Origin of the sequence: Oscillochloris sp. ZM17-4 (assembly GCF_019599295.1) — a bacterium.
Classification (GTDB): Bacteria; Chloroflexota; Chloroflexia; order Chloroflexales; family Chloroflexaceae; genus Oscillochloris.
Genome location: NZ_JAIEWN010000004.1, coordinates 3,472 through 24,989, shown reverse-complemented (window position 1 = coordinate 24,989; position 21,518 = coordinate 3,472). Strand labels below are relative to the sequence as shown.

Annotated in this window: 18 protein-coding genes; 12 read left to right on the top strand and 6 right to left on the bottom strand. The window is 68.0% G+C overall.

Features of this window, described 5'->3' with window-relative positions:
• Nucleotides 1-142: 142 nt before the first annotated feature.
• The 5 genes from K2Z83_RS05055 to mltG all read right to left on the bottom strand — a co-directional run bounded on the left by K2Z83_RS05055 (nt 143) and on the right by mltG (nt 7,297).
• The gene (locus K2Z83_RS05055) at nt 143-3,724 is read right to left on the bottom strand and encodes a CHAT domain-containing protein (RefSeq protein ID WP_220594098.1); all 3,582 of its coding nucleotides are present in this window, start codon (nt 3,722-3,724) and stop codon (nt 143-145) included.
• 247 nt (nt 3,725-3,971) lie between these two features.
• A complete protein-coding gene (locus tag K2Z83_RS05050; protein ID WP_220594097.1) occupies nt 3,972-4,418 on the bottom strand; it encodes a hypothetical protein in 447 nt (148 codons plus the stop codon).
• Between the two features lie 34 nt (nt 4,419-4,452).
• Nucleotides 4,453-5,193: an A24 family peptidase gene (locus K2Z83_RS05045; protein ID WP_220594096.1), complete on the bottom strand. Its 741-nt coding sequence runs from the start codon at nt 5,191-5,193 to the stop codon at nt 4,453-4,455.
• Nucleotides 5,194-5,335: 142 nt separating this feature from the next.
• Nucleotides 5,336-6,202, bottom strand: a complete 867-nt coding sequence (locus tag K2Z83_RS05040) for a shikimate dehydrogenase (protein ID WP_255603331.1) — start codon at nt 6,200-6,202, stop codon at nt 5,336-5,338.
• Nucleotides 6,203-6,229: 27 nt separating this feature from the next.
• Nucleotides 6,230-7,297 carry an endolytic transglycosylase MltG gene (gene mltG / locus K2Z83_RS05035; RefSeq protein ID WP_220594095.1) on the bottom strand — a complete coding sequence of 356 codons (1,068 nt, stop codon included), beginning with the start codon at nt 7,295-7,297 and terminating at the stop codon, nt 6,230-6,232.
• A gap of 675 nt (nt 7,298-7,972) precedes the next feature.
• Between mltG and cpaB the strand changes: the two genes are divergently transcribed.
• The 5 genes from cpaB (at nt 7,973) to K2Z83_RS05010 (ending at nt 13,743) form a co-directional block, all read left to right on the top strand.
• Nucleotides 7,973-8,731, top strand: coding sequence for a Flp pilus assembly protein CpaB (gene cpaB / locus K2Z83_RS05030; RefSeq protein ID WP_220594094.1), 759 nt, complete (start codon nt 7,973-7,975; stop codon nt 8,729-8,731).
• Between the two features lie 99 nt (nt 8,732-8,830).
• A complete protein-coding gene (locus tag K2Z83_RS05025) occupies nt 8,831-10,087 on the top strand; it encodes an AAA family ATPase (protein WP_220594093.1) in 1,257 nt (418 codons plus the stop codon).
• Between the two features lie 93 nt (nt 10,088-10,180).
• Complete coding sequence (locus tag K2Z83_RS05020; protein ID WP_220594092.1) at nt 10,181-11,578, top strand: CpaF family protein; 1,398 nt, start codon at nt 10,181-10,183, stop codon at nt 11,576-11,578.
• Nucleotides 11,579-11,741: 163 nt separating this feature from the next.
• Nucleotides 11,742-12,716, top strand: a complete 975-nt coding sequence (locus K2Z83_RS05015) for a type II secretion system F family protein (protein WP_220594091.1) — start codon at nt 11,742-11,744, stop codon at nt 12,714-12,716.
• A gap of 88 nt (nt 12,717-12,804) precedes the next feature.
• Nucleotides 12,805-13,743, top strand: coding sequence for a type II secretion system F family protein (locus K2Z83_RS05010; RefSeq protein WP_255603330.1), 939 nt, complete (start codon nt 12,805-12,807; stop codon nt 13,741-13,743).
• A 140-nt stretch (nt 13,744-13,883) separates the two neighbouring features.
• On the opposite strand, the gene K2Z83_RS05005 is transcribed toward K2Z83_RS05010, so the two are convergent.
• Complete coding sequence (locus K2Z83_RS05005) at nt 13,884-14,021, bottom strand: hypothetical protein (RefSeq protein WP_220594090.1); 138 nt, start codon at nt 14,019-14,021, stop codon at nt 13,884-13,886.
• Between the two features lie 45 nt (nt 14,022-14,066).
• Between K2Z83_RS05005 and K2Z83_RS05000 the strand changes: the two genes are divergently transcribed.
• The 7 genes from K2Z83_RS05000 to thrC form a co-directional block, all read left to right on the top strand.
• Entirely contained in the window at nt 14,067-15,311 is a 1,245-nt protein-coding gene (locus K2Z83_RS05000; RefSeq protein WP_220594089.1) for a VWA domain-containing protein, read from the top strand.
• Between the two features lie 104 nt (nt 15,312-15,415).
• The gene (locus K2Z83_RS04995) at nt 15,416-16,879 is read left to right on the top strand and encodes a TadE/TadG family type IV pilus assembly protein (protein ID WP_220594088.1); all 1,464 of its coding nucleotides are present in this window, start codon (nt 15,416-15,418) and stop codon (nt 16,877-16,879) included.
• A gap of 155 nt (nt 16,880-17,034) precedes the next feature.
• Nucleotides 17,035-17,436, top strand: a complete 402-nt coding sequence (locus K2Z83_RS04990; protein WP_220594087.1) for a TadE/TadG family type IV pilus assembly protein — start codon at nt 17,035-17,037, stop codon at nt 17,434-17,436.
• Between the two features lie 95 nt (nt 17,437-17,531).
• Nucleotides 17,532-18,596 (top strand): pilus assembly protein TadG-related protein, encoded by a 1,065-nt coding sequence (locus tag K2Z83_RS04985; RefSeq protein WP_220594086.1) that lies wholly within the window; start codon nt 17,532-17,534, stop codon nt 18,594-18,596.
• Nucleotides 18,597-18,634: 38 nt separating this feature from the next.
• On the top strand, nt 18,635-19,363 hold the full coding sequence (locus K2Z83_RS04980) for a hypothetical protein (RefSeq protein WP_220594085.1): 729 nt from the start codon (nt 18,635-18,637) through the stop codon (nt 19,361-19,363).
• A gap of 269 nt (nt 19,364-19,632) precedes the next feature.
• On the top strand, nt 19,633-20,058 hold the full coding sequence (locus K2Z83_RS04975; protein WP_220594084.1) for a tetratricopeptide repeat protein: 426 nt from the start codon (nt 19,633-19,635) through the stop codon (nt 20,056-20,058).
• Nucleotides 20,059-20,207: 149 nt separating this feature from the next.
• The coding region (gene thrC, locus K2Z83_RS04970; protein ID WP_220594083.1) for a threonine synthase at nt 20,208-21,518 on the top strand (1,311 nt) is incomplete at its 3' end.

Sequence of the window (21,518 nt, the reverse complement as noted above, 5' to 3'; positions counted from 1 at the left end):
AATTCCTGATGAACATGCCGCATTTCTGTCACCCTGAGCAGAGCCGCAGGCGGAGCGAAGGGTCTCGGCCGGGACGCTTCGCTGCGTGTACCCTGAGCGCAGTCGAAGGGCTCAGCGTGACAGCGGTACTTCTGGCTATCGGCTATCGGCTATCGGCTATTTCTGCCATCACCCGCTCCATGGCGGCGATCAGATAGGGCTTCTGCTGCTGCCGGGCGAGATCCATGCCCTGGCCGGCCAGTTCGTGGGCCTGTTTGATCGCGCCGGTGGCATGGGCCAGGCGGGCCTGGGCCGCCAGGGTCAGCGCCTGCTCGTCGCGGTCGCCTGCGGCCTCCAGCCGAGCCCATGCCGCCGCAAGCTGGGCCGCCGCCGCTTCTCCTTGTCCCTGCGCCAGCAGCGCCTCGCCGATCAGCCGCAGCGCCTGGCCCTCTTCTGCGCCGAGGCCCTCGGCGCGGGCGATCTCGCGCGCGGCCTGGCCGTGCGTATAGGCTGTGGTCGGGTCGTTGCTCAGCAGAGCGGCCTCGGCGAGGCGGCAGAGCGGATCAAGCTCCAGCGAGCGATCCCCCAGTGATCGGCTCAGTTCTAATGCCCGGTTCAATGTGCCGATCCCAGCGACTAGCTGCCCTTGCGAGAGCTGAGCGCTGCCAATATTCATCAGGCTAATCGCCTGATAACGCCTATGCTGTAGCGCTTCAGCGATCTGCAGGCATTCTTCGAAAGATGCCTGCGCTGCCACATAGTCCCCACGATCCTTCTGAATAATTCCGATCATATTCGCGCCAAGCATACGGCCACGCCGATCGCCGATCTGCGTGCGCAGGGTCAGGCTCTCACGGAGGCAGGCATCCGATCGCTCAAGCTGATCGACTTGGTAGGCGTAGAAGCCAAGGTTATAGAGCAGCACCGCCAGCACACGCACATCACCGCTCTGGCGGGTCAGCGGCAGGGCATGCTCTAGCCTGGCTACCGCCTCGGCATAATGCCCGCGCTGGCCGGCGATCATCGCCTGGAGCTGCAGGATCGTCACCCGCTGCACCGGGGCGGCCGGCTCGGGTGGCAGCGCGGCCTGTGCCACGTTGCATGCTTCTTCGGCGGAGTCAAGGTGCTTTTGTGGCCAGAGCGCCTGGGCCAGTTGGATCTGGAGAAGCGCAACTTCGAGGTCAGGCAGGGGCTGGCTCGCCAGCAGGGCCAGGCCGGCCCGGCAGGCGGCCTCAGACTCGGGGTAGTTGCTCATGCGCACCTGCACCATGCCTAGCAGACGCTGACGTTTGGCCTGGGTCAGCGGCGGCTCGCCCCACTCGTCTCCGACGCGCAGCGCCCGCTCCAGCCGCTCGCGGGCCTCGGCAAACTCGCCCAGCAGGGCCAGCAGCTCGGCCTGGGCGGTGTCGAGGGCGGCGGCCTGGGACGGCCCGAGCCGCTCGGCGGGGATCTGGGCCAGCAGGCTGCTCAGCAGGCGGGCCTGGCCGCTGTTGATCGCGTCGTATACGCTGCTCGCCGCCAGCGCGACCGCTCGCCCCAGCTCGCCGGCGCGCAGGTGGTGCAGCACCGCGCGCAACGGGTTGGGCTCCTCGGTCTCATAGTAGTCCGCCGCCCGGCGGTGCAGCTCGGCCCGCTCGCGCTTGCCCAGCTCCTCATAGTAGAAGCGCTGCACGATCGCGTGCTGGTGATACTCCTTGCCCGCCGCCGCCTCCTGGGTCACCAGCAGGTAGCGGTCGCTCAGACTGCGCAGCGGCCGGCGCACGCTGGCCCCGTCGGCCAGGGCCTCGATCGCCCCGCGCGTGCCGCCCGGCTCTAGCAGCGCGGCGACCGGCTTCATCGTGCCGCGCTCCTCATTACTCAGCGCGGCGTCGATCGTGTCGAGCAGGTAGCGCTCGATGCTGTCGACCTCGGTCAGCGCGCCGATCAGCCGGGCCGGGTCGCCCGTGCGGCGCAGCGCATCGGCGGCCAGCACCAGCAGCTGCGGGTTGCCATTGGTGTGGGCGTAGAGCTGCGCGGCGAGCTCGGGCTCCAGCACCACCCCGCGCGCGGCCAGCAGCAGATCGGCGTCGGCGGCGCTCAGCTCGGCCAGCCGCTCGATGCTCAGGTCCGTCGAGAAGGCCGGCACGCGCCACGCGGTGATGATCACCCGCAGCTGACCGGCGCGCAGCAGCGGGCGCAAGCGCTCGACCAGCGGCTCGATCTGCGGGTCGTCATCGACCAGATGGAAGTCGTCGAGGCAGAGCAGCAGGCCGCTGTCGGCCAGGCTCTGAATGAGGTAATCGATCAGCACCGCCGTGGGCGGCGGCTGGCCGCCGCTCAGCCGGGTCGACTGCAGCAGCTCCCACAGCCCGGCCTGGTCCTGCTGGGCCAGGAAGCCGGCCAGCGCCCAGATCAGCGTGTCGACGCCCTCGCCGGGGCGGAAGCTGTGCCAGAAGGTCGTGCCGGGCTCGCCGACCTGGCGGGCCAGCGCGGCGGCCATGCTGGTCTTGCCCACGCCGGGCATGCCGGTGAAGACGACGACCCCGTCGCGGGCCAGGCTGGCGCTGAAGGCGGCCAGCTCGGCCGCGCGGCCGACGAAGCCGGTCAGCTCGGGCGGGCGCGCGGGCTCCGGCGGCGGCGGGATGGCCGGGCCAGCCGGGGCTACTGGGATTGCCGCAGTCTCATCCAGCCAGAGCCGGCCGTCAGGCACGCGCAGGAACAGCGCCGGCTGCCACCAGTCACTGCTGCCACGCAGGGCCAGCCGTGCGCCGGCCAGCGCCCGGTCGACCTGGCCGTCGCGCCAGAGCTCGCTGAAGAAGGCCGGCAGCAGCCGCGCGGCGCTCTCCATGGCCATGTTGCCCTGCATGGCGATCACGGCGGCCACCCCGGCGGCGGCCAGCTGTGGGCCGACCCCGGCCAGCGCCTCGCCCGCGCCGTCGCCGGCGCCCTGGCAGCTGAGCAGCAGCACCAGCAGCGGGCGGCGCGGCAGGCGCGCCACCGCCTCGACCAGCTCGACGCCCTCGACCCGCTCGGCCCCGCCCTGGCCGTCGTCGAGCCAGAGGTAGGATCGGCCGCGGCGCAGGCTGCCGTGGGCCACAATGACGGCAATCTCTGGCCCGTCGCGCAGCGCCCCGACCAGCGTGTCGAGGGTGGCCCCCGCGCCCTGGCCCGATGCGACCGTCGTGATCGGCAGCTCGCCGAGGGCGGCGCGGGCGCGCTCCAGCTCGGCGGGCACATCGACCGCGGCCAGATTATAGCGGGCTAGCGCGTCGGCGGGCGGGCCGGCGATAGCCACCAGGGCGCGCAGCGTGGCGCGCGGGCCGATCTCCAGCGGAGTCATATCGGCGCTGTCGAGGTGGCGCGCGAAGAGGATGCGCTCGGAGCGGGCCAGCGGGTCGGCGCCGCCGGGCGGCTGGAGCGTCTCCCAGCGCAGGGCGTGGATCTCGTCGTCGTCGGCGGCCAGGCGCAGGCGCAGGCGCAGCGGCACGCCCAGGCTCTCGGCCTGGGCGCGGGCCTTCGCCAAAGCCTCGCCGACGCGCGGGTCGGCGAAGAAGGCCCGCCCGAGGGCGGCGCCATAGGCGTCGGGGGTGATCAGCAGCTCGGTCAGCGCGTCGAAGTCGATCCGGATGCGCGGCGGGCTGCCGGCGATCAGCTGGGCCGGGGCGGCCGAGGCGGAGAGCTGGAAGCGGGCCTCCAGCGCGTAGTCGTCGCCGCCCCAGCGGCGCAGCGAGAGCTCAAGGGCGGCCGATCTAGCGTGAGATGACATAGCAATGCTCTGAGACGCAGGCGCAGAACGCGAGCATAGAGAGGGCAGGGATGTGGCGAGTGAGCGGGAGCGACCGCGCGCGAGGGGTGCGCAGCGAGGTGTGATGTTCGAGGGGAAGCTACCGCTCGCCAGATATTACGACGATGCATAGAGTATAGCGCCTGGGGTCAGATCTGCATATGTAAATGCATATAAAATTTTGGGATTTTAACAGAGTTAATGATGAGATACGATAGCGCTGCGATCTTTAATCCCGCAAAGTGGGCAAACGTACGTGCCTGCCGGGCAGATATCCTCGCCCAATTCGTCTACTTTTTGTTGCCAGCCAGAGCCCGGTGGGCGTGGCCCGAAACAGGTGGAAGCGCACGGCGAAGCGCTGCCAGATCGTGCGGTGGTCGGCCTCGACCGGCGAGCCGTCCCGGCTCGGCACGCCCAGATCCCCCAGCGGCACGCCCTGGCTGTAGAGCATCCGCGTCACATAGTGGTCGGGGATGATGAACAGCTCGGTCGGCGAGCCGAAGCGCGCGGCGGGGTCGGACAGCAGCGCCGGCGGCACGTGGCCGTGCGGGCAGATCAGCGGCAGGCCGACGACCCCGGCGTAGAGGTCGCGGGCCACCCGGCGCTGGGCCGGGTCGGCGTGGAAGCAGCGGTCGGGCGAGAGCGCCCAGGGCGCCTTCGGCGTTCTGTCATGCATATGCGTGGGGGCCGGGCGGCGCGGCCCGGTGGCATCACCCCAGCCCGCCGCTGGCGATAAAGATCACCGCGCCGAGGCACAGGTAGCTGCCGTAGGAGATATAGTCGGGCGTGGGCCGGCCGGCGCGGCGGGCCACGATGATCCCGGCGGAGACGACGCCGGCCAGGGCCATGCCGATGATCAGCGCCGAGGCCAGGTTAGCGACCCCGACGACCGCGCCGATGAAGATCGCAAGGTAGACATCGCCCAGGCCGAAGGGCGCCGCGTGGCCGGGGAAGAGCGCGCGGGCCAGGATGTAGAGCAGCACAAAGGCGAACCCGGCCACCAGCGCGCCGAGCGCCACATTGATCCAGTTCATGCCCACCAGCGGGCCGACCACCAGGGCGACGGCGGCGGCGCCCAGGATCACGAAGGTGTAGATCCAGCGGTGCAGCCAGTCGATCGCGCCGGTGACGATCAGCACCGCGCAGACGAAGGCCAGGTAGAGGAAGATCGGGCCGAGGCCGTAGATCTGGTAGATGCGCAGCAGGGCCAGGCCGCTGATCAGCTCGACCAGCGGGAAGATCCAGTGCAGCGGCCGGCCGTCGGCGGCGCGCCCGCGCTGCATGGCCCAGCCGAGCACGGGGATCAGCTGCCACCAGGCCAGGGGCGCGCCCGTGCGCGTGCAGCGCGGCCAGCCGAGCATCCGGCCCTCGCGCGGGATGCGCACGATCAGCACGTTCAGCAGCGAGCCCAGGAGCAGCCCGGCGATCAGGACGAGCGCGGAGGTGAGCATTGAGGAACCCTTCGTCTTGTGACAGGGTGGCAGCGCACCCGAGAAGGCTATAGCCAATCTACAATCTGCAATCTACAATCTGCAATCTACAATCTGCAATCTACAATCTGCAATCTACAATCTGCAATCTACAATCTGCAATCTACAATCTGCAATCCACAAAGGCCGCCCACATCACAGCGAGCGGGGCGTCGCGCCCCGTCCAGCGCGTGAGGGCGAGGGCGCCCTGGTGAACGAGCATGCCCGCGCCGTCGCGCGTGCGGGCGCCGCGCGCGGCCGCCGCGCGCAGCAGGCGCGTCTCGCGGTAGACCATGTCGTAGACGAGGGCGTGCGGGGAGACCGGCGGATCGGGCAGGGGGGTCTCGTCGGCCTGCCAGCCGAGGGAGGTGGCGTTGATCAGCAGGTCGGCGCCGGCGATGATCGCGGGCAGGCCGGGGTCGTCCAGGGCGACGGCGCGGATGGCCGGCGCCCCCCCCAGGTCGGCGGCGAGGGCCTCGGCGCGGGCGAGCCCGCGATTGGCGATCGTCAGGCGGGCGAGGCCGGCGCCGGCCAGGGCGAAGGCGGCGGCGCGGGCGGCCCCGCTGGCCCCCAGCAGCACCGCCGAGCGCCCGGCCAGATCCGCCCCGCCCTCGCGCAGGTCGTCGAGCAGGCCGGGCGCGTCGGTGTTCGCGCCGATCAGCGCGCCGCCAGGAGCCTTATAGATCGTGTTCACCGCGCCGATCTTCGCCGCCTCCGGCTCCAGGTCGTCGAGCAGCGCGATCACCGCCTGCTTGTGCGGCAGGGTCACGTTCGCCCCGAGGTACTCGGGCCCGCGCAGGGCCGCCACGCGCGCCGGCAGGTCGGCCAGGGGCGTGTGGGCGGCGGCGTAGCGCAGGCGGGACAGGCCGAGGTGGGCCAGGGCCGCGTTCTGCATCGCCGGCGAGCGGCTGTGGGCGACCGGGTCGCCGATCAGGATGATCTGCATTGTGAATGTTGAATGTTGAATGTTGAATGTTGAATGCCCGAACATTCAGCATTCAACATTCAACATTCAACATTATTGACAGGCCAGGTACTCGGCCTCGTAGATCTGGAACTCCTGCAGGGTGGAGGCGAACTTGTGCGAGCCGTCCTTGGCGCAGCTGGCGACGAAGAAGAGGTATGGCGCAGACTCGTCGGGCTGGGCGGCGGCCCGCAGGGCATCGAGGCCGGGGGCGGCGATCGGGCCGGGCGGCAGGCCGGGGTAGCGCCGGGTGTTATAGGGGCTGTCGATCTGGAGGTCGGCGGCGGTGAGCGTCTTGCGCCACCAGGAGCTCTCGGCGGCGCTGTAGCCCAGGGCGTACTGCACCGTCGGGTCGGCCCCAAGCTGGCCGCCCCCAAAGTCCGGGGCGTTCTCGGGCCTGAGCCGGTTCCAGAACACCGCGCTGATCGTCGGCATCTCGCTGGTCAGGGCCGCCTCGCGCTGCACGATCGAGGCCATGGTCATGATCTGGTGGACCGTCACGTCGGGCACGCGCACATCGCGCTCGATCGTGCCGTACTGCTCGGCGAAGCGGTCGAGCATGGTGGCGACGATCTGATCGGCGCTGGCGTCCTTGGCGACGCGGTAGGTGTCGGGGAAGAGGTAGCCCTCCAGGCTCGCGCCCTGGGGCAGGCTGTTGAGCAGGAAGTACTGGTCGCGGAAGCGCTCGCCGTCGCGGGCGGCGCGCAGGAAGGCGTCGGCGCTGACCACGCCCGTCTTCTCGACGATGGCGGCGATCTCCTCAAGGCGCAGGCCCTCGGGGACGGTGAGCTGCGCCTCCTCGACCCGGCTGCTCTGGAGCGCGATCATGATCTCGCTCATCGTCATGGTCGGGCTGAGGATGTAGCGGCCGGCCTGGAGCTTCCCGTCGAGCCCGCGCAGGCGGGCGAGCAGGGTGAAGATCGCGGGCTGGCGGATCAGGTCCTCGGAGCTCAGGCGGGTGGCGATATCGGCGGTGGCCTCGCCGGGCGCGACGATAAATTCGACGGGGTCGCCCTCGGCGGCGGCGGCGGCGCGGATCTCGCCGAGGGCGACGTAGCCGCCGCAGGATACCACGAGGGCGATTAGGGCGATGCCCAGCATCAGGGCGCGGACGTGCCGCATCGACGGGGCCTCCTCAGAAGCTCAGATCGGGCGCGTGTGGCCCGGGGATTATCGCTCAGCGCTGGCATTATAGCACGGAGCATGCCACATCTCCCGGCGCGGGGGCTGCCGCCGGCAGGGCATGTGCAACATCGCCGCCAGGCGGGGGCTTGGGTGTGGATTCGTCGCCCCGATAAAAAACCGAGCCTGGGCCTGGGCGGCGCTGTTGTGGTTTGTGTAGATTCTTAGGTCTTAGTGTGTGCTTTTATGTAATACTACCGCCGTGTGTACTACATAAAATGCACTATCACGCATGTATATGTGTCATCATCGTACCATTTTGGTGTTTACAGGTGAGGTTTTTGGTATTTTACCGTAATTCGACGGCGATACAATCTTGGCGGCGACCGCGATGGTTCTTCTCTGATGCGAGGAGTATGGTTATTTCCCTTTTATTGCACTATTTTATACGCGAATCAGTGCCACGAAAACGCTCAATCATAGATGATAAAAGAGACATCCGATGAAACCCACATGTATTGGCCTATATGAATAAAGCTTCAGCCTGCGATACATTGCGTTCGTCATGAATTCATCTATTACAGCTATGATCTGCCGCAGTTGGCAGTCAACACTATGTAGGCAAACACTCACGGCCGCAGAGCGGGCGGGGTGCCGCGTAAGGAGCGGGTCCAGATGAACCGTCGTCAGGGGTGGGTGCTGTTGAGCCTCGGGATCGTCCTGGCCCTCGGGACAGGCGCGCTCGTCTTCTTCCTGCTCCAGCAGCAGCAGCGAACGCTCTCGGTCGAGGCCGAGCGCATGGCCGCCGAGCAGGTCGCGCCGGTTGTGGCAACTATGGACCTGCCGGTGGCCGCGCGGCCGCTCCAGCCCGGCGCCGTGATCACCAGCGACGATGTGCTGATGAAGCCCTTCCCGCTCGACCTCGTCCCGGTCGCGGCGATCACCGACACGATCAGCCTGAGGGACCAGATCCTGATCGCGCCGATCGGCCAGGGCGAGACCTTCAGCACCGGCAAGCTCGCCGGCGGTGAGGCGGGCACCATCAGCCAGCAGATCGAGCCCGGCCAGGTGATCTTCGCCTTCCCGATCAGCGACCTGCTCACCCAGGTGGACATCCTGGCCGACGGGGACCGCATCGATATGCTGATGACCATGCCGGTCATCTCGGCCGATGGCACCGAGAGCCACGATGTGACGGCCTACACCCTCCAGAATATCAATATCTTCCGGGTGCTGCGCCCGAGCCTGGAAGCCGATCAGCCGCCGATTGCCCTGCTGCTCACGATGACGCCAGAGGATGCGCTGATGCTCAAGCGCCTCAAGGACAGCGGCGGCAAGATCGACTTTGTCCTGCGCCCGATCACCGACCGCGAGCCGGTGGAGGTGCCGCCGGTGACGGATGAGGTGCTGGTCTCGCGCTACGGGCTGCGCTAGCGGTTAGATACGCTGGGGCGCAGCAGCGCCGCGCTGCTGCGCCCTTACACCTCACGGAGGGCCGGCCCTCCTTCACTCCTCCCAGGAAAGGGAACTCACGTGGCAGTAGATGAGACAATGCGCGTCGCCGTGGTGACGATGCCAGATCAGATTGACCAGGAGTGGATCGACCGGCTCGGACAGGACCCGAGGGTCGGCTGGCTGGAGCGCGTGGCGATCCTCTCGACGGGGCTGGAGATGGTCCAGCAGAGCCGCCCCGACGTGGTGATCGTCGACCGGCCGCCGCTGGAGGCCGAGGAGTTCATCCGCCAGATCTTCACCACGCTGCCGAGCACGATCTGCATCGCCCTGACCTCGCTGACCGACATCAACCTGGTGCGCCGGCTGATGATGGCGGGCGCCCGCGATGTGCTAGTGCGCCCCGTGCGCCACGTCGATGTGCTCCAGAGCCTCAGCACGGTCATGCAGATTGAGCAGGACCGGCGCAGCCGCCAGCTCGTCACCAGCGACCGGCAGGGCCGCGGGCGGGGCAAGTTCGTGGTGGTGATCTCGCCCAAGGGCGGCGCCGGGACCACGGTGGTCTCCACCAATATGGCGGTGGCCCTGCGCCAGATCAGCTCGGGGCGGGTGGCCCTGGCCGACTTTGGCCTGCAGTTCGGCCACGTCGGCACCCACCTGAACCTCTTCTCGCGCCACACCCTGCAGAACCTGCTGGCCAAGAGCGACGAGATCGACGACACCATCCTGGCCGGCGTGATGCAGCAGCACGGCTCGGGCGTCCACGTGCTGCTCGCCCCCAGCTCGCCCGAGGTGGCCGGCGAGATCACCCAGGAGCAGATCAGCGCGGTGCTCGACAGCCTGCTGCTGCGCTACAGCTATGTGATCGCCGACACCTGGTGCGTGCTCGACGAGGTGACGATGGCCCTGCTGGGGCGGGCCGACGATGTGCTGGTGGTGACCACCCCCGAGATCCCGGCCCTCAAGAACGTCAAGTTCTTCCTGGAGTACATGACCCAGCACCAGCTCACCCGCGGCCGGGTCAGCATCGTGCTGAACCGCTTCCCCAGCGTAGATGGCGTCTCGCTGGAGGATGTGCAGCAGCACCTGCGCCACCCGGTCAGCGCGAACATCCCGAGCGCCGGGCAGCTGATGGCCTACAGCATCAACCGCGGCGTGCCGGTGGTGCTCTCGCACCCGCAGAGCTGGGCCGGCCAGAGCCTGCGCAAGCTGGCGGCCTACGTGGCCGGCGAGCAGGTGAAGACGATCACGATGGAGCCGGACAAGGGCAAGGGCAAGGGCCGCGAGAACGGCCAGCCGCGCCGCGGCTTTATGTGGGGCCTGCGCCGCCAGGCGTGATCGCGCGTCGGTGCTCTTTGGGGCTGCGCCCCAACAAAAAAAGTATCGCGGGGGCGGCGAAGCCGCCCCCGCACCCCCACGAAAGCGAAGCTGATGCCACGACTACGATTCTCCCGCCCCGAGGGCGGCCCGGCCCCCGAGCGCGAGGCGCCCGACGCCGAGAGCGGCCAGGGCGCGGCCGCCACGCGCCAGATCACCACCAGCGACTACGCCAGCAGCTCGAGCGAGGACCGCGACCTGATCTCGAAGGTGCAGGCCCGCCTCGTCTCCGAGCCGGAGACGGCCAACAACCGCCGCGAGCCCGACTACTGGGCGCGCCGCATCGCCACCCTTGTCAGCGAGCAGATCGAGAGCCTGGGACGCGCCGTCACCGAGCGCGATAGGGTGCGGCTCACCCGCTACGCCCAGGCCGAGCTGCTCGGCCTCGGCCCGCTGGAGCCGCTGCTGGCCGACGACAGCGTCAGCGAGATCATGGTCAACGGCCCGAACCATATCTGGGTGGAGCGCAGCGGCAAGATCGAGCTGACCGGGGCCACCTTCCTGAACGACGAGCACATCCGGCGGATCATCGACCGGATCATCTCGCCGCTCGGCCGCCGCTGCGATGAGACCACCCCGATGGTGGACGCCCGCCTGCCCGACGGCTCGCGCCTGAACGCGATCATCCCGCCGCTCTGCCTGAACGGCCCGAGCCTGACCATCCGCAAGTTCTTCAAGAAGCCGCTCGGCCCGGCCGACCTGGTGGCCCGCGGGGCGGCCACCACCGAGCTGATCGAGCTGCTGCGGGCCTGCGTGCTCGGCCACCTGAACGTCGTCGTCTCCGGCGGCACCGGCACCGGCAAGACGACCATCCTCAACATGCTCTCGTCGTTTATCCCCGACGGCGAGCGGATCATCACCATCGAGAACGCCGCCGAGCTTCAGCTCCAGCAGCGCCACGTGATCACCCTGGAGACCCGCCCGGCCAACATCGAGGGCCGCGGCGAGGTGGCCATCCGCGACCTGGTGGTGAACGCGCTGCGCATGCGCCCCGACCGGATCGTGGTCGGCGAGTGCCGCGCCGGCGAGGCGCTGGATATGCTCCAGGCCATGAACACCGGCCACGACGGCTCGATGACCACCCTGCACGCCAACACCCCGCGCGACGCGATCAGCCGCCTGGAGACGATGGTGCTCATGGCCGGCCTCGACCTGCCGCAGCGGGCCATCCGCGAGCAGATCTCGGCCGCCGTCCACGTGATCATCCAGCTCGAGCGGCTCCAGGACGGCTCGCGCAAGATCGTCAAGGTCAACGAGCTCACCGGCATGGAGGGCGACGTGATCACCATGTCCGAGATCTTCGCCTTCCAGCAGCAGGGCGTGCGCGACGGCAAGGTGGTGGGCAAGATCATGCCCACCGGCATCCGCCCGCGCTTCCTGGAGAAGCTCCAGCAGAACGGCATCACGCTGCCGCCCAGCGTCTTCGGCTTCGGCGGCCGCTCGCCCGCCTAGCGGGAGAGGGTGTGGGAGAGCTTCGCTCTCCCACAAAAAAACTGGTTCTGCTGCGGCGCGGCTACGCCGCGCCGCAGCAGAACCAGTGCAAAGCAACGCGGGTTTGTAGGGCAGCAGCCCTGCCGTTATCTGGGGATCTGCCCCAGCAGCCACGAGGTCTGTGATGGATAGCACAACAATTATCATCCTGGGCGCGGCGGCCCTGGCCACCCTCACGATCATCGTGCTGATGATCGGGCTGCGCTCATTGACCAGCGACGCCAACCCGCTGGCCTCGCGGCTCGAGACCTACCTGAGCGACGATGTGTACGGCATGGACGAGGCCGAGCGCGTGGCCGATCTGCCGAGCGCCCGCATCGCCGAGCGGATCAACGAGAGCATCGGCCAGCGCGGCTTCGCCCAGCAGATCGCCCGCCAGCTCGAGCAGGCCAACCTGCCCCTGAAGGTGCCCGAGTGGATCCTGCTGCGCACCGCCATCCCGCTGCTCCTCGCGCTCGGCGCCCTGCTGATCTGGCGCGATGTCCTGGTGATCCCGCCCGCCCTGATCGTCGGCTTTATCGCCCCCGTCCTCTGGCTGCGCTCGCTGAGCAACCGGCGCAGCACGCTCTTCGGCGAGCAGCTCGCCGAGACCCTGACGATGATCTGCGGCGCCCTGCGCGGCGGCTTCAGCCTGGCCCAGGCCCTGACGATGGTCGCCAAGGAGGCCCGCGAACCCACCCGCAGCGAGCTTGAGCGGGTGACACAGGAGGTTCGCCTCGGCCTGAGCCTCAGCGACGCGCTGGACAACCTGGTCGCCCGCCTCAAGAGCACCGACCTGGAGCTGGTGGTGACGGCGATCAAGATCAACGGCCGGGTGGGCGGTAACCTGACCGAGATCCTTGAGAGCATCAGCGTGACGATCCGCGAGCGCGATAAGCTGCGCCGTGAGGTGCGGGTGATCACCTCCATGCAGCGCATGTCGTCCTATGTGATCGGCGGCCTGCCCTTCGGCCTGGCCGGCATCCTCTTCATGATCAACCCGAAGTATATGGGCAAGCTCTTCGAGCCCGGGATCACGCTGTGCATCCCGGTCGGGGCCGCCGTCAGCGCGGTGATCGGCTTCCTGGTGATCCAGAAGATCGCCGACATTAAGGTGTAGGGCAGGGGACAGGGGACAGGGGACAGGGGACAGATTCAAAAGACCCTTTGTGGACTGCGCTCTGCGCTCTACGCTCTACAAACTAACTATGATGAACACACTCACCTTTGCGGTACTGATCAGCGTGATGGCCGGGGGCAGCGTGCTGCTGCTGGTGTTCGGGCTGCTCCAGGCCCGCCGCCGCCCGGCCCTGTCCGACCGGCTGGAGCGCTACCTGGGCGAGGAGCGGCCGAGCGTCGATATCTTCCATGAGATCGAGCTGTCGCGGCCCTTCATCAACCGGGTGGTCTTCCCGCTGCTGCGCCGGATGGCCCGGCTCTTCAGCTGGATGTGGCCGGAGACGCGCCTGCGGGCCTCGCAGCAGCTCCTGCTCATGTCCGGCGCCCGCGGCCTGGGCACGGTCGAGTACCTCGGCCTGCGGCTGATCGCCGGGATCGGCCTGCTCGGCATCGGCGTCGGCTACAGCCTACTCGCCGGCTTCCCCTTCAGCTTCGTCAACATCCTGATGCTCGGCGTCGTGGCCATCTGCGGATTCTCGCTGCCGAAGTTCTGGATCGCGCGGCGGATCAAGCGCCGCCAGGGCGAGATCACCAACGCCCTGCCCGACGCCCTCGATATGCTGACGATCACCATCGAGGCCGGCCTGAGCTTCGAGAGCAGCCTGCAGGAGATCATGACCCGCTGGGACAACGAGCTCTCGCGCGAGTTTGCCCGCGTGCTGCGCGATATCGGCATGGGCCAGAGCCGCCGCGCCTCGCTCAACGGCCTGGGCGAGCGCTCCGGGGTGCCCGACATCCTCAGCTTCGTCACCGCGCTGAACCAGGCCGACGAGCTGGGCGTGAGCATCGGCCGCGTCCTGAAGACCCAGTCCGAGGACATGCGCGTGCGCCGGCGCCAGCGCGCCCACGAGAAGGCCAACCAGGCCCCGGTCAAGATCATGTTCCCGCTGGTGTTCCTGATCTTCCCGGCGATCTTCGCCGTCCTGCTCGGCCCGGCCGTGCCCCAGCTGCTGAATATGGGGATCTAGCTCGATTGCAGATTGCAGATTGCAGATTGCACGCTGCGCTATCTGTGCCTGCTCGGTCGGGATCCGGACAATCAACAATCAACAATCTGCAATCTGCAATCTGCAATTTATCTGTGCCTGCTCGGTCGGGATCCGGACAATCAACAATCAACAATCTGCAATCTGCAATTCATCTGTGCCTGCTCGGTCGGGATCCGGACAATCAACAATCTGCAATCTGCAATCTGCAATCTGCAATTTATCTGTGCCTGCTCGGTCGGGATCCGGACAATCAACAATCAACAATCAACAATCTGCAATCTGCAATGTAGGAGTAGCCCGCTATGGAAGCCCAGCCCGAACAGCTCACGCCAGACCAGCTCTACGACCAGGCCCTCGCCCTCTTCCGCAGCGCGCGCTGGGATGAGGCGATCGGCGCGCTGCGGCAGCTCCAGTCGCAGGGCGGCGGCGCCTACCCGGAGGCCGAATCGCTCCTCGCCGATATCCAGCTCAAGCAGGGCGTGGAGCGCGGCCAGGCGCCCACGGCCATCGCCCCGCCCCGCGAGCGCCCCAGCCGCGTCCGCGGGCTCGCCCTGGCCGCCGTGGCCCTGGTGACGCTGGGGCTGATCGGCGGGCTTCGCCTCATGACATCCGGCGTATCCCCGGCCCTGACCGCCAGCGTGCCGGCGGTCAGCCAGCAGGCTGTGGTCGGCGCCCTGCCCACCCCGGCGCCCACGCAGCCCAGCGGGGCGGCTGGCGGGGCCGCCGGCGAGGGAGTCCTGATCGTGCGGCCGGCCGAGGCGGCGGCCACCGTCGAGAATATCTACTTCATCCTCGACGCCTCGGGCAGCATGCTGGCCCGCATCGACGGGCAGCGCAAGATCGAGATCGCCCGCCAGGCCATGGGCGCACTCGTGCAGGACCTGGGCGACTCGACGCGTGTGGCCCTGCGCACCTACGGCCGCAACCGGGCCGATGACTGTAGCGATATCGAGCTGCTCAGCCCGCTGGCGCCGCTCGACCGCGAGGGCCTGCTGGCCCAGATCAACGCCATCCAGCCGGTCAACCTGAGCCGCACGCCGATCGGCAGCTCGCTCGCCGCCATCGCGGCCGACCTGGGCGACACGCCGGGCGAGACTCTGGTGGTGCTGCTGAGCGACGGCGAGGAGAGCTGCGATGGCGACCCGGTGGCCGAGGCGACGCACCTGCACGCTGATCACCCGAACGTGCAGGTGAGCGTGGTGGGCCTCGACATCGCCCCGGAGTCGCAGGAGCGCCTGGCGGCCATCGCCGAGGCGGGCGGCGGCAGCTACTTCGGCGCCGCCGATGTGGACCAGCTCGGCGCCGCCCTCAAGCAGGCCCTCACCCTGCGCTACCGCGTCATCGATGAGCGCGGGGGCGTGGCGGGGAGCGCCAATGTCGGCGATTCGCTGAAGCTCCCCGTGGGCAACTACCGCGTCCTGATCGGCGGCGACCCGCCCCTGCTGGAGCAGAAGATCGATGTCCGCCGTGGCATGGCCACCCTGATGGCCGTCAGCAGCGACCATGGCCAGATGACGGCGGCGCTGAGCCGCGACTGGGCGCCCTAGCCCGCCGGACCGCTGGGAGGGGCTCGGGGAGGGCTTGCCTCTGCCCGAATAATCACCCACACATTATTACTGTAGTGCGCCACTATCGCTCGGGAAACTCATCTATGAGCCGACACAAGCCGAAACCCTTACGCCGCGGGGCACAGAGCGTCGTCGAGTTCGCCCTGGTGCTGCCGCTGCTCCTGCTGCTCCTGGTCGGGATCATCAACCTGGGCTATGTGCTCTTCATGTACGCCCAGATCAACCACGCGGCCCGCGAGGGCGCCCGCGCCGCCGCCGTGCGCCCCTGCCCTAGCCCGGCCGAGCTGGCGCTCATCCGCGCCGAGACGGTGGCCCGCGTGCCGGCCTTCGCCGACACCGAGCTGATCTCCAACACCATGCTGATCGACTATAGCAGCCCCTACCGCCAGAACTACGGCGACCCGGTGACGGTCACGGTGACGTATCGGATCGAGCCGCTCGACCCGTTCAGCCAGGGCTTCATCGATGGCTTTGACCTCGATGCCGTTTCGATGCGGACGATCACCACCGGCTGCGATGGCCTGCGCGCGCCGCCCGTGGGCCTGCTGCCCACGGCGACGTTCACGCCGACGCCGACGGATACGCCGACCTCCACGCCCACCGAGACCTCCACGCCCACCGAGACGCCGACCGAGACGGCCACGCCGACCGAGACGGCCACGCCGACCGAGACCGGGACGCCGACCGAGACCGGGACGCCGACCGAGACGTCCACGGTGACGAGCACGCCGACCGAGACGGCGACGCGCACGAGCACGCCGACGCGCACGAGCACGCGTACGCCGACCAGCACGCCGACCAGCACGAGCACGCGTACGCCGACCAGCACGGCGACGCGCACCGCGACGGCGTGTCCGGCATCCATCTGTACGCCAACGCCCACGTCGCCGCCGACGAACACGCCGACGAGCACGCGCACGCCGACGAGCACGCGCACGCCGACGAACACGCGCACGCCGACGAACACGCGCACGCCGACGTCGACACGGACGAATACGCCGACACGAACGATCACGCCGACGGCGAGCAATACGCCGACGCGCACGAATACGCCGACGCGCACGAACACGCCGACAGTGACCAACACGCCGACGCGCACGAACACGCCGACGGAGACGCCGACGCTCGAGCCGCCGACGGAGACGCCGACGGCGACCTACACGCCGACGCCCACCATCCCGCCGGGGATCTCGGTGTCGCTCAGCGCGGTGAAGCACTACAACCCGGGGACATCTGGCAACGCTGGGCTCTACCTCTCGGGGCGTGTCTACACCAGCCTCGGCGGCGTGGGGGTGGCCGGCAAGACGATCATCGTCCATATCGCCTATGTCTTTGGCGGCGTCACCTTCTATGACACGGTGAGCCTGGGGCCGACGGACGCCAACGGCTTTGCCCGCGCGTGCCCGGCGAATAGCTACCCGGCCAGCTCCCAGCTCACGATCAGTACCGACCCGGTCGACAACGCGCCTGGGCCGAATGGCCCCGGCCTGGGCGATGTCCAGGTGCAGAATCAGGCTCAGGGCGCCGTGCCGCCCTTCTGTCAGTAAGACAAGGGGACAGGGGACAGGGGACAGGGGATAGGACACAGGGGACAGGACACAGGGGACAAGCATCGCACAACTAGAAAAAAAGAAAGCCCTATGACTCGTTTCGCCTGTCCGCTGTCCCCTGTCCCCTGTCCCCTGATGTAAGGAGGGATCCTATGCGCGCACGACATCGAAGCTGCGGCCAGTCGGTGGTGGAGCTCACCCTGACGCTCCCGCTGCTGCTGCTGATCATTTTTGGGATGGTGGATTTCACCCTGGCCTATACAACCGATGTGTTTATCCGCAACGCGGTGGCTGAGGGCGGCTACTACGCGGCCCAGAACCCAGGGAATGTCCAGGGTGTGCGCGATCAGATCCGCCACGAGCTGCGCGATCTCCAGCCCGCGATCACCGACGGCGATATTACGATCACGCCCTGTGTGACCGGCGCAAGCGGCCCGCAGACCGAGATCACGGTCACCTACACCTACCATGTGCTCTTCGGCCTGGCCGGCTCCGGCCCGACCATCACGCTGCGCAACGGCACCACCGTGCCGCAGTTCGGCGGCTGCCGCTAGGTGATTGCAGATTGCAGATTGCAGATTGTCGATTGCTGCGAGTAGCCCTCTCATCTGCAATCTGCAATCTGCAATTCCACAAGAAGAGGCCCGATATGCCTGTAGCGCGCCAACGAGCCGAGGGCCAGGCCCTCGTCATGGTTGCTCTCTCCTTCATTGTGCTGGTGGCCTTCCTCGGCCTAGCCCTGGATGGCGCCAACGCATTCGGCCAGCGCCGGCGGGTGAACAACGCCGCCGACGCCGCCTCGCTCGCCGCCACCCGCGTGCTGATCGCCAGCAAGAGCGATGGCAGCCACGGCGACGCGATCAACACCACCATCAGCGAGTTCTTGCTGGCAGACCATAACTTCGACGCCGTTGACGTCACCTGGCAGGCCAGCTATGTCACCCGCGATGACCCTGACACGATCATCGGCCCGGTCGATGATAGCCTGGCCCCGCCGAGCGATGCGGATGGCGTGCGGGTCGATATGACCTTCACCTTCGAGACCTTCTTTATGCGGGTGATGGGCCAGCCCACCCTGTCGGTGGGCGCGAGCGGCACCGCGATCTATGGCCCGCTCGGCACCGCGATCGGGCAGGATCTCATCCCGCTGGGGATCAGCGACTCGGCCTTGTCCACCCTGCTGCGCCTGGGCCACCTGCGGGTCGATCTTCGCGGCAAGATCATGGACGACTACAGCTACCTCGCCCCCGGCGATCCGCTCCCCTCTGAGCTCGATGATGTGATCACCGACGCGAACTTCGCCCATGTCTCCTTCCGCGATGTGGCAGGCGCGCCCGAGACCGGCAACGACTGCGCGAGCCCGACGGTGGCCGAGAACCTGACCTACTGGTGGTGCCAGGGCTCGCCGAACCAGCTGCAGATCAACCGCGAGCTCCCCTCGGGCGGTGTCACCTGGGGCCCGCTGCGGAGCGCGATCACCACCCGGATCAGTGACCGCTCCCGGGCGGTGGTGCCTGTCTATGTGTCGCTGCCCGGCGGAAGCGGCGGCATCTACTACCAGCTGGCCTACTTCGTCGCCGTCGATCTCAGCTACAGCTACAGCAAGCAGTCCGTCACCATGACCCTGCTCGACGACTACGTCTCGGCCGGGGCCATGATCGGCGAGGGCAGCGGCGTCGAGACGGGCGTCTGGGCGGTGAACCTTAAGCGCTAGGGCGACGAATTCGCCCCACACCCCACCAAGAGGTTGCTATGCAGCAGATCTTCAGGCGGGCCAACGAGTCGCTCTATAGCGACCTAGAGAGCTACGCGACGGCGCTGCGCCGGATCGTGTCGGCCCTGCCCGAGGCGCGCGCGCTCTGCGAGCAGGTGCAGCGCGAGGCCCGCCTGGCCGACGCGCTGCTGGCCTTCGGCAGCGGCCCGCATGTCATGGAGCTCAAGCAGGCCCTGTTTCATATCGGCGACCTCTGGCCCTTCCGCGAGCACGGGCCGACCCGCACCTCCGGGTTCAGCGACGAGATCGCCGAGGCGGCCAGCCACGCCGAGCTGGCCCGCAAGGCCATCAGCATGCTCGCGCGCCTCCCCGACGACGCGCTGAGCGGCGAGCTGCGCACCTGCTTCACGAACATGGCCCAGCACCTCAAGGATGAGCAGGCCCTGCTTGAGGAGTGCCACGCCTATATTGCGCCCTTCAGCACCAACTCAGACCTCACGCGCAAGCGGCTTAACCTGCTGATCGCCGCCGCCGAGGCCCGCCTCCCCGCGAGCGAGGATCGCCGTGCGGCGATCAACACCTACGCCGAGGCGGCCGAGCTGCTGCAATCCTGGGAGGGCGGCGTGCCGATCGACGATCACGGCGTCGCGATCCTCAACCGCTGCATCAGCCTGCTCGGCGCCAGCAGCGAGCTCTTCGGCATCCTCAGCGTCCCCGCCCACAGCTCTGCCGTTAGACAAGGTTTCAGAAGGGCCGAATCAGAGTAACAGTTCGTAGTGTGGGCTTCAGCCCCCTGTGGCCCATCTGGCGCGCTGAAGCGCCCACTACGAGCCTCGCAAACTGTAAATCGCCTACGAACCTTGTCTTAGCTGAGAAGGCTTGCAAAGCCCTGGGGCTGCGCCCCAGCCCCTGCTTTTATTGAGGTGTTGGCGGCGAAGCCGCCAACACCTCAATAAACAAATATCGGCTACTCTCCCAGATCGGGTATCATGCGGTCGGTCGATATATGACCGAGGCGCCGCAGGAGAACCCGCCTATGCCCGACACCCATCCCCCGCCGCTCTGGAGCCGCATCCGCGCCCGCTGGTGGTACATCTGGGGCCTCAGCCTCTGCTACAGCGGCAACCGCAGCCACGAGCAGTCTTTCTACCGCTCCGGCGTCGAGTCCTTCAGCCGCGCGCTCCAGATCTGGCCGGACTACGCGTCGGCCCACTATCGCCGCGGCCTCATCCGCGGGCGCGAGCTGGGCGAGTATCGCGCCGCCATCGTCGACCTTAACCGGGCCAGCGCGCTCCGCCCCGACTGGGCCGACCCCTACCTCCAGCGCGGCCTGTTCCACCGCTTCCACGGCGACCCGCACGACGCTATCGCCGAGCTGGAGCGCTATGTCGCGCTGGCCGACGCCGGGTACTGGCGCGATGAGGCGCACCGGCAGATCGACCTGCTGCGCGGCGAGCTGTAAAGGGTACAGAGGACAGGGGACAGCGGACAGGGTATAGGTCGCTCAAACCTTGGTTATGTTTGTGCTCACAATAAGTCTGCACCCTGCACCCTGCACCCTGCACCCTGTACCCTGTACCCTGTACCCTGTACCCTAATGTGGAGGAAAAGATGGACTACGATGCCTGGTTCGCCGCACAGGACGACCCGAGCGAGCGCTACCCGCTCACCGATGTCGTGTATTACTCGAAGTCGGGCGGCCTGCTAGAGGTTCAGCACAACATGGACGCCCTGCGCCAGCGCAGCGCGGCCGAGTGGAAGCAGCTTTTCGAGAGCCGCTGGATGCGCACCAGCTGGCCCTACGGCAGCGGCGTGTGGGGTAAGAAGGAGTGGATCTGTCCGAACATCGACGACGCCAACATCGTCAGCATGTTCGAGGGCGGCTCGAACCTGTTCTGGGCCGAGCGCCTCGGCCGCGAGATCGGCGTCGACGAGCTGTGGATCAAGATGTGCGGCAACAGCCACACCGGCAGCTTCAAAGACCTGGGCATGACCGTGCTGGTGAGTGTGGTCAAGCAGATGATCAGCGACGGTAAGCCCATCCGCGCCGTGGCCTGCGCATCCACCGGCGACACATCGGCCGCCCTGGCCGCCTACGGGGCCGCCGCCAGCATCCCGACGATCGTCTTCCTGCCCAAGGGTAAGGTCAGCGTGGCCCAGCTTGTGCAGCCGGTGGCCCACGGCGCCCTCGTGCTGGCGCTCGACACCGACTTCGACGGCTGCATGAAGATCGTCCGCGAGGTGACGGCCAGCCCCGACAGCGGCATCTACCTGGCCAACTCGCTCAACTCGCTGCGTATCGAGGGCCAGAAGACCGTCGGCATCGAGATCGTCCAGCAGTTCGACTGGGAGGTCCCCGACTGGATCATCATCCCCGGCGGCAACCTGGGCAACACCTCCGCCCTCGGCAAGGGCATGCTGATGCTCTATGAGCTGGGCCTGATCAGCAAGCTGCCGCGGATCGTCTGCGCCCAGGCCGAGCGGGCCAACCCGCTCTACCGGGCCTACCAGAACGGCTGGCGCTACGAGCCGATCGCCGCCCAGTCCACGGCGGCCAGCGCCATCCAGATCGGCGACCCGGTCAGCGTCAACCGGGCGATCGGCACGCTCAAGCGCTTCAACGGGATCGTCGAGCAGGCCAGCGAGCAGGAGCTGGCCGACGCCGCCGCCCGCGCCGACCGCACCGGAGCCTACGCCTGCCCGCACACCGGCGTGGCCCTGGCCGCCCTGGCCAAGCTGGTGGACCGCGGCGAGATCAAGAAGAGCGACCGGGTGGTGGTCATCTCTACCGCCCACGGCCTCAAGTTCAGCCGCTTCAAGGTGGACTACCACGAGGGCAAGCTGGCCGGAGCCGTCGGCACCTACGCCAACCCGCCGATCGAGCTGCCAGCCACAGTGGACGCCGTGCGCCGCGCGATCGAA